The 8,305-nt window shown below is 68.3% G+C and carries 8 protein-coding genes and 1 pseudogene; 3 read left to right on the top strand and 6 right to left on the bottom strand.

The genetic code is table 11. The features are described from left to right. Positions 1 to 5 precede the first annotated feature (5 nt). Positions 6 to 1,540, top strand: a pseudogene (gene crtD / locus BYZ73_RS14575) (1-hydroxycarotenoid 3,4-desaturase CrtD). Then, positions 1,537 to 2,412: a carotenoid 1,2-hydratase gene (gene crtC, locus BYZ73_RS14580; RefSeq protein ID WP_112316514.1), complete on the top strand. Its 876-nt coding sequence runs from the start codon at positions 1,537 to 1,539 to the stop codon at positions 2,410 to 2,412. Before crtD ends, crtC begins: the two are co-directional and overlap by 4 nt. Positions 2,413 to 2,466: 54 nt before the next feature. On the opposite strand, the gene BYZ73_RS14585 is transcribed toward crtC, so the two are convergent. From BYZ73_RS14585 to BYZ73_RS14610, 6 genes are all read right to left on the bottom strand, one after another. After that, positions 2,467 to 2,649, bottom strand: coding sequence for a Trm112 family protein (locus BYZ73_RS14585; protein ID WP_215731169.1), 183 nt, complete (start codon positions 2,647 to 2,649; stop codon positions 2,467 to 2,469). Continuing rightward, entirely contained in the window at positions 2,646 to 3,290 is a 645-nt protein-coding gene (locus BYZ73_RS14590) for an LON peptidase substrate-binding domain-containing protein (protein ID WP_170120334.1), read from the bottom strand. The genes BYZ73_RS14585 and BYZ73_RS14590 overlap by 4 nt, the downstream gene beginning before the upstream one ends. Positions 3,291 to 3,317: 27 nt before the next feature. Continuing rightward, positions 3,318 to 4,232, bottom strand: a complete 915-nt coding sequence (trxA, locus tag BYZ73_RS14595; protein WP_112316505.1) for a thioredoxin — start codon at positions 4,230 to 4,232, stop codon at positions 3,318 to 3,320. A gap of 73 nt (positions 4,233 to 4,305) precedes the next feature. Then, positions 4,306 to 5,094: an exodeoxyribonuclease III gene (locus tag BYZ73_RS14600; protein WP_112316506.1), complete on the bottom strand. Its 789-nt coding sequence runs from the start codon at positions 5,092 to 5,094 to the stop codon at positions 4,306 to 4,308. A gap of 92 nt (positions 5,095 to 5,186) precedes the next feature. Continuing rightward, the gene (locus tag BYZ73_RS14605) at positions 5,187 to 5,999 is read right to left on the bottom strand and encodes a hypothetical protein (RefSeq protein ID WP_146746306.1); all 813 of its coding nucleotides are present in this window, start codon (positions 5,997 to 5,999) and stop codon (positions 5,187 to 5,189) included. A 49-nt stretch (positions 6,000 to 6,048) separates the two neighbouring features. Continuing rightward, positions 6,049 to 6,735 carry a response regulator transcription factor gene (locus BYZ73_RS14610; RefSeq protein WP_108028263.1) on the bottom strand — a complete coding sequence of 229 codons (687 nt, stop codon included), beginning with the start codon at positions 6,733 to 6,735 and terminating at the stop codon, positions 6,049 to 6,051. Positions 6,736 to 6,889: 154 nt separating this feature from the next. Between BYZ73_RS14610 and ribA the strand changes: the two genes are divergently transcribed. Then, positions 6,890 to 7,969 carry a GTP cyclohydrolase II gene (ribA, locus tag BYZ73_RS14615; RefSeq protein WP_112316508.1) on the top strand — a complete coding sequence of 360 codons (1,080 nt, stop codon included), beginning with the start codon at positions 6,890 to 6,892 and terminating at the stop codon, positions 7,967 to 7,969. Positions 7,970 to 8,305 lie beyond the last annotated feature (336 nt).

Below are 8,305 nucleotides of genomic sequence, written 5' to 3' on the forward strand. Positions count from 1 at the left end.
CAAAAATGGCCGGATCTGCGGGAAAAGTCGTCGTGATCGGGGCGGGGATGGGCGGGCTTTCAGCCGCGATCCGGCTGGCCCATGGCGGGTATGAGGTCGAGGTCGTCGACCGCGCGCCGGTGCCTGGCGGCAAGATGCGCACCTTCGCCAGCGACGCGGGCCCGGTCGACGCCGGCCCCACGGTGATGACCCTGCGCCCGGTCTTCGAGGAACTCTTCGACAGCGTCGGCGCGCGGCTGTCGATTACGTCACACTGCACCGCGAAGAGGTGTTGGCGCGGCACTGGTGGCCCGACGGATCGACGCTCGATCTTTTCGCCTCGCGCGAGCAAAGCGCCGATGCGGTGGGCCGGTTCGCAGGTGCGCGGGCGGAAAAGGAGTTCCGCGCCTTCTGCCGCCGGTCCGAGCGGCTTTACAACGCCTTCGACGCGCCGATGATGCGCGCGGCCGAACCCTCGCAAGGCGCGCTGACCCGGCATGTGCTGACCCATCCCTGGCTGGCGCTCGACATGGCGCCGCAGCGAAGCCTCGCACAGGCGCTGGGCAAGGCGTTTTCCGACCGGCGGCTGGCCCAGCTCTTCGGGCGCTACGCGACCTATGTCGGCGGCTCACCGTTCCAGTCGCCCGCGCTGCTGTCGCTGATCTGGCATGCCGAGGAACAGGGCGTCTGGCGGGTCGAGGGCGGCATGCACCGGCTGGCCCGCGCGCTGGAACAGCTGGCCCATGACAAGGGCGTGCGCTTCACCTTCGGCAGCCGCGCCACCCGGATCGAGATCCAGCAGGGCGCGGCAGCGGCGGTGCATCTGGACAGCGGCGCTCGCCTTCCGGCCGATGTGGTGGTCTTCAACGGCGATCCGGCGGCGCTCGCAGCCGGACTGCTGGGCGAGGGCCTGCGCGAAACCGTGGCCCCCGACGCGGTCCGCCCGCGCAGCCTGTCGGCCTATGTGTGGTCCTATGCCGCGGAACCGCACGGCCCCGAGATGGTTCACCACAACGTCTTCTTCTGCGACGACGCGCATGCCGAATTCGATCCTATCGCCCGGGGCGAGATGCCCGAGGACCCGACGCTTTACATCTGCGCCCAGGACCGCGGCACCGGCCGCAACCCCGAGGGGCTCGAACGGTTCGAGATCATCATGAACGGCCCGCCCGCGGCAGACGGGACGGACCCGACCGACGAGGAGAAAGAGACGTGCCGGACACGCACCTTCCAGACACTGGCCCGCTTCGGGCTGACCTTCGACCCGAGGCCGGGGGTCCAGGCGCTGACGACGCCGCGCCAGTTCGCGAAGCTGTTTCCGGCCTCGGACGGTTCCCTCTACGGGCGGAGCCCGCACGGGTTGACGGCCGCACTGAAGCGGCCGACGGCGCGGACCAGGGTCGCGGGGCTCTATCTGGCGGGGGGCGGGACGCATCCCGGCGCGGGCATCCCGATGGCAACCCTCTCCGGACGGCACGCGGCCGAGGCGATCTTGACGGACCGTGCTTCGCCCTCGACGTCCCCGCAAACGGCTATGCGTGGTGGTATGTCGACGGCCTGAGCCATGACGGCGAGCGGTCGATCTCGATCATCTCGTTCATCGGCTCGGTCTTCTCGCCGTGGTACCGCTGGTCGGGCCGGAAAAGCCCGGAAAACCATTGCTGCATCAACGTCGCGACCTATGGGCCGGGCGGGCGCTGGACCATGACCGACCGGGGCCGCGCGGCCCTGCACCAGACGAAGAACACGTTCCAGGTGGGGCCGTCCAAGCTGACCTGGGCCGGCGGCAAGCTCATCTTCGACATCGACGAGATGACCTGGCCGCATCTGGGCCGGCTCAAGGGTCGGGTGACGGTCACACCCTCGGCCGTGACCGGGGTCGAACTGCCGCTCAAGGCCGATGGCAGCCATGTCTGGCGGCCCTTCGCGCCGTCCTCCGAGATCGAGGTGGACCTGAACCAGCCGGGCTGGCAATGGACCGGGCACGGCTATTTCGACGCGAATTTCGGCACAGCGGCGCTCGAGGACGATTTCAGCTACTGGACCTGGGGCCGCTTCCCGAGCAAGGCGAACGGCGCCTGGTGCTTTTACGACGCCTCGGTGCGGGACGGGTCCGAGCTGGCGGTCGGCGTGCATTTCGACGCGGACGGCCGGGCCGAGGTGGTCGAGGCCCCGCCGCGCACACGGTTTGCCAGGTCGAAATGGCTGGTCCGGCGCGAAACGCGGGCCGATCCCGGCTACACGCCCCGGCAGGTGCACGACATGCTGGATGCGCCCTTCTATTGCCGGTCGGCGATCCGCACGAAGGTGTTCGGCGAAGAGATGGTGGGCGTGCATGAGGCGCTCGATCTGGACCGTTTCGCCAGCCCGCTGATCAAGCCGATGCTGGCGGTCAAGGTCCCGCGAAAGCCTGGATGGCCCAGCCCACGATAGGCCCCGGGCGCGATTTTTCGCAGAAAAATCGAGGCCGAGACCCGGCGTGGCCGCTCAGTCGAGCCGCCGCGCCTCGTCGACCAGCATGATCGGAATCCCGCCGCGGATCGGAAAGGCCAGTCCGGCCGACTTCGACACCAGCTCCTGGCGGTCCGCATCATAGGCCAGGGGTCCGTGGGTCACCGGGCAGACCAGGGATTCAAGCATCTTCCGGTCGGCTTGGGTCATGTCGTTCATTGCATCTTCTCCTCGTCGTTGCCGCTTCGTAGGGCAAATTCGATGAGGGTCACAAGGGTCTCGCGCCGCGTCGAAAGCGACGGCGCCTCCAGCAGCGCCTGCTTGTCCTCCGGCGCGAAGGGGCAAAGCATCGACAGAGAGCTGATCAGCAATTCGTCCTCGGCCTCGCGCAGGCTGTCCCAGTCGGTCGAAAGGCCGCGGCTGGCGAAGAACCGGCCGAGCAGCTTGAGAAAAGCCTCGCGGTCGAAGCCCGGATCGTCCTCTCCGGGGCCGAGATCGCGCCCGAACCCGTCCCAGGCGACATCGGCCCGGATATAGGGCGTGAACCCGGCCTGATCGCGGGTGATCCGGAACCGCGAAATCCCCGACAGGGTCAGCATGTAGCGCCCGTCCTCGGTCTCGGAAAAGGCGGTCACGCGGCCGGCGCAGCCGATCGCATGCAGCTTCCGCTCGTCCGAGCCGGGCACCTCGCGCGGCTGCACCATACCGATCAGCCGATGCGAGGTCTTCAGCGTATCGTCGAGCATCGCCAGATAGCGCGGCTCGAAAATATGCAGGGGGAGCCGCGCCCGAGGCAGCAAGAGCGCCCCAGGCAACGGGAAAACGGGAATGGTTTCGGGCAGGTCGACCGCTGAGAACATGCCCGAGAAGCTAGGCCGCGCCATCCGTCAGGCAAATATCATCGACGACAGTTTCCGGCGGCCTTTCAGGACGATGGGATTCTGCGGCTTCAGCGCTTCGAAGATGGTGAAAAGCTGGGCTTTCGCGGCACCGTCATTCCACTCGCGGTCGCGACGGAACAGTTCCAGCAACTCGTCCACCGCCGCCTCGACCTCGCCGCCGGCATGCAGCGCCTTGGCCAGTTCGAACCGCGCCTGATGGTTGTCGGGGTCGTGATCGACTGCCGCGCGCAGCTCGGCCACCGGTCCGGCCTCGGCCGCCTGGCGCGCCAGCGCGACCTGGGCGCGTGCGGCTTCGATCTCGGGCGCGCGGGCGATCTCGGGCTGCACCGCCTCGAGGAACTGTTCGGCCTGATCGATCTCGCCCAGCGCCAGATGCGCGCGGGCGAGCCCGGCATAGGCGGGCGCGTTCTTCGGGTCCTCGCCGAGGATCGCGGCGAAGGTCTGCGCGGCCTCGACCGCGGCCCCTTCGGCCAGAAGCTCTTCGGCCGCGGCGACCGCTTCGGCCAGCCCGCCGTCGCCCGCGATCGCCGCCACCCGGTCGACAAAAGCCTGCACCTCGGACCCGGGCAGAGCGCCCTGGAAGCCGTCGACCGGCTGTCCCTGATAGAAGGCATAGACCGTCGGGATCGACTGTATGCGAAGCTGCGCCGCGATGGTCTGGTTGCGGTCCACATCGACCTTGGCCATCCGCACCTTGCCGCCGGCTTCGGTCACCGCCTTTTCCAGCATCGGCCCCAGCGTCTTGCAGGGGCCGCACCAGGTCGCCCAGAAATCGACGATCACCGGCACCTCATGCGAGGCGTCGATCACATCCGCCATGAAGGTCGCCTCGGTGACGTCCTTGATCAGGGCCTCCGGTGCCCCGTCCGTCCCCGCAGCCTTGCCACCCAGTTCCAGCATTGTCTCCGTCTCCGTCCGTCAGAGCGTTTCGCAATATATGAGGCGGTCCGCCGCAAAACCCAAGGGCGAAGACCTAGAGATCGAACCGCGCAAGGACCGGCACGTGATCCGAAGGCTGGTCCCAGCCCCGCACCGGGCGCAGGATGCGGCTGTCCTCGGCCGCGTCCGCGATATCGGGGGTCGCCCAGACATGATCGAGCCGCCGCCCCTTGTCGGCCGCGTCCCAGTCGCGCGCCCGGTAGGACCACCAGGAATAAAGCTTGCCCTCGGGGATATGGGCGCGGGTCACGTCCACCCAGCCGCCCGCCTCCTGCGCCGCGGCCAGATGATCGACCTCTACGGGCGTGTGGCTGACGATCTTCAGAAGCTGCTTGTGCGACCAGACATCGTCTTCGCCCGGCGCGATGTTGAGATCGCCGACCAGGATCGACCGTTCCGGGCGGCTGGTCCGGAAGGCGTCCCGCATTTCGGTGAGAAAGTCGAGCTTCTGGGCGAATTTCTCGTTGACCGCGCGGTCGGGCACATCGCCGCCGGCGGGGACGTAGAAGTTGTGCAGGAGCACGCCGTTTTCCAGCCGCGCCGCGACATGGCGGGCCTGGCCGAGCCCGGCGAAATCGACCGAGCCCGCATCCTCGAGCGGCAGCTTCGACAGGATCGCGACGCCGTTATAGCCCTTCTGCCCGCGCGCAACGACATGGGTGTAGCCCAGCGGCGCGAAGACCTCGAGCGGCAGCTTCTCGACCGGACACTTGCATTCCTGCAGACAAAGGATGTCGGGCGCCTGCTCTTCCATCAGACGAGCGACCAGCGGGGCACGCAGCCGCACCGAATTGATATTCCAGGTGGCAAGCGTGAAGGGCATCGGGGTCTCCTTGTCCGGACGGGCTTTGCGCGGCGGCGCGCCGGACGCGACCCTAGACGGCGCCGCCCCGGGGCTCAAGCCGAAGCCTGCGCCTAGTCGGGGTCGCCGTTCTCGATCAGGACATAGGCCGAGGCGCCGGGCAGATAGCGCTGATGGGCGCAGCCCGCCTCTGTGCAGAAATCGCGATGGAGCCGCAGGCCCTCGCGGCAGGAGACATAGCCGAAATCGACCGAGACCTCGGGATAGTTGGATCCGGGCAACAGCCGCTCGCGCACCGCCCCGGCGCCGATCTCGGCGCCGTCGCGGCCCAGCGCGCGACATTCGCGGTCGGTCCGTGCCTGCAGGGTCTCGTCCAGCGCGCGCCGCATCGCCGCGGGATCCGGCCGCGCCGGATGCGGCGGCGGGCAGCCCGCCAGAGCGGAATCAAGCGCCTCGGCCGCGCCGCTCAGACGGAAATCGACCGGCGCGCCCTGATAGTCGTACAGCACCAGCGTCGAGCCGCTGCGCATCGCGGTCAGGAACTCGGCATCGGGGCGGGCCAGCGCCAGGCCCGCCTGCCCGGTCCAGGCGATCAGGAAATGCCGCTCGCCGATCTTGGCCGGGCGTTCGAACGCGCCGTCGGGCAGGTCTGTCCCGTCGGCCAGCACCCCCATTACCGGCTGCCCCTCGGGCCCGCAGGCGACCGCCAGTTCGGAAGACCCCTCGAACCCGACCTGATAGGCGCTGGGCACCTGCCAGGACTGCCAGCCGGGAAGCACGGACCAGTAGCCGGGAATGTCGGTCGCGGCCTCCGCGGCCGGACCGATCTGGAGAAGGGCACATAGAATGCCGAAAAAACAGGTCCATTGCCCCGACATGGTGGAAGAATTGCGCAACCTGCGCGCGGCCACAAGACCAAAAGCCACCGCTCCGGGTGCGAAAGGGGCGCCGACAGGCACGCCGACCGGCCGGTCCTCAGGCAACCAGGCGGTAGCCGCCGGATTCGGTCACCAGCAACCGGGCATTGGACGGATCGGGCTCGATCTTCTGGCGCAGCCGGTAGATATGGGTTTCCAGCGTATGCGTCGTCACCCCGGCATTATACCCCCAGACCTCGTGCAGAAGCACATCGCGCGCCACCACGCCCTCCGAGGCGCGGTAAAGGAACTTCAGGATATTGGTTTCCTTTTCGGTCAGGCGGATCTTGCGGTCGTCTTCGGTGATCAGCATCTTCATCGCGGGCTTGAAGGTATAGGGTCCCAGCTGGAACACCGCGTCCTCGGACTGTTCGTGCTGGCGCAGTTGCGCCCGGATGCGGGCCAGCAGCACCGGAAACTTGAAGGGTTTGGTCACATAATCGTTCGCGCCCGAATCGAGCCCCAGAATGGTGTCGGCATCGGTATCGTGGCCGGTCAGCATCAGGATCGGGCATTTGACCCCCTGCTTGCGCATCAGGCGGCACAATTCGCGCCCGTCGGTATCGGGCAGCCCCACATCGAGGATCACCAGGTCGTAGATCGCCGCGCGGGCCTTCTCCATCGCCTCGACCCCGCTTCCGGCCTCGAAGACGTCGAAATCCTCGGTCATCACCAGTTGCTCGCTCAGCGCCTCGCGCAGGTCGGTCTCGTCGTCCACCAGAAGGATCTTTTTCAGAGTGCTCATCGGGTCCTCCGCAATCTCTTGGGCTCAGATGTCGCCGCCTTCGGATGGCTCAAGATTTGCGACAGGGTTCTCACGCAAGCGTGTGGCCGGGAAGGGAATTGTTTCAAATCTCCCGGAACTGTGGCTTAACCCGCCCGAAGGAAAGGAATGGCTCATGCGTCTTGGCCCCGGCAGCACCGAACGACTGGCCCGCGCCCGCGGCGATCTGAGGATGGGGGTCCCGGTCGTGGTCGGGCCGCTGGTCGTCGTCGCGGCCGAGACCCTGACGCCCGATCGGCTGGAGGCGCTGCGCGCGCTCGGCGGCAGGCCGGTTCTGGCGATCACCGCGCGCCGGGCCGAAACGCTCAAGGCGCGGCCCTATGACGGCGATCTGGCCCGGCTGCTGCTGCCGGCCGGGGTCGGCACCGACTGGGTGCGCGCCGTGGCCGACCCGGCCGACGATCTCGACAAGCCGATGCTCGGCCCCTTCGCCTCGGCCCGGGGCGGCGAGGCCGAGGCCCATCGCGCGGCCATCGCCCTGGCGAAATCGGCCCGGCTGCTGCCTGCGGTGCTGGCGGTCGAGGTGACGGCGCCCGACACGCTGGCCGGGGCCGAGGGGCTGACCCGCGTCACCCTCGACGAGGCGGCGCTGGCCCGCGCCGAAGGCACCGCGCTGGCCGAGGTGGTCTCGGCCCGGGTGCCGCTCGAGGTGTCGAAGGCGGGGCGGCTTCATGTCTTCCGCCCGGCCGATGGCAGCGAGGAACATTACGCGGTCGAGATCGGCACCCCGCCCCGGGCCGAACCGGTCCTGGCCCGGCTGCATTCGGCCTGTTTCACCGGCGATCTGCTGGGCAGTCTCAAATGCGATTGCGGCGCGCAGCTCAGGACCGCGCTGGCGCAGATGGGTTCAGAAGGCGCGGGCGTGCTTCTGTATCTCAATCAGGAGGGGCGCGGCATCGGGCTTGCCAACAAGATGCGGGCCTATTCGCTGCAGGATCAGGGCTTCGACACGGTCGAGGCCAATCACCGGCTGGGCTTCGAGGATGACGAGCGCGATTTCCGGATCGGCGCGGCGATCCTGCGCGAGATGGGGTTTTCGGCGGTCCGCCTGATGACCAACAACCCCGCCAAGATCGAGATGATGCGCGCGCGCGGGATCGCGGTGACCGAACGCGTCCCCCTCAAGGTCGGTCACACGCCCGAGAATGCCCGCTATCTTGCCGTCAAGGCCGAGAAATCCGGCCACCTGATGTGACCTGAGCCCCGGGGCGGCCGCAAAGGCCCCCGGCTGGGTGAAGCCGCGCGGTCGTCCCCGTCACAGGGGAAAGGCCGCGAGAAGCGCCACCGCTGCGGAGCGCATCCGCCGGGCCCTGCCGGTATGCGCCTCGGGCGGCAGGATGCCCAAAAATCAAGCAAACCCGTCACCCCGGCCTGACAGCCCCCCGGACGCCGCAAAAGCGCCCTTGACCCTGCCGCTTTGCGCTTCGCTACATAGCCGCACAACATATCGAATGGCAGGCCGTGTCGTCGGCAGGGCGGGCCTCGCCCGAACCGGCGGGACAGGCGGCAGGAGAGCGAAGCACGATGACGC

It is taken from the genome of Rhodovulum viride (genome assembly GCF_003265965.1).
In the GTDB taxonomy this organism is placed as follows: Bacteria; Pseudomonadota; Alphaproteobacteria; order Rhodobacterales; family Rhodobacteraceae; genus Rhodovulum; species Rhodovulum kholense.

Coding starts and splice junctions, on each gene's coding strand:
- BYZ73_RS14585 (WP_215731169.1), bottom strand. CDS start 2,649: ATGAACGACATGACCCAAGCCGACCGGAAGATGCTTGAATCCCTGGTC.
- BYZ73_RS14610 (WP_108028263.1), bottom strand. CDS start 6,735: ATGAGCACTCTGAAAAAGATCCTTCTGGTGGACGACGAGACCGACCTG.
- BYZ73_RS14600 (WP_112316506.1), bottom strand. CDS start 5,094: ATGCCCTTCACGCTTGCCACCTGGAATATCAATTCGGTGCGGCTGCGT.
- trxA (WP_112316505.1), bottom strand. CDS start 4,232: ATGCTGGAACTGGGTGGCAAGGCTGCGGGGACGGACGGGGCACCGGAG.
- BYZ73_RS14590 (WP_170120334.1), bottom strand. CDS start 3,290: ATGTTCTCAGCGGTCGACCTGCCCGAAACCATTCCCGTTTTCCCGTTG.
- ribA (WP_112316508.1), top strand. CDS start 6,890: ATGCGTCTTGGCCCCGGCAGCACCGAACGACTGGCCCGCGCCCGCGGC.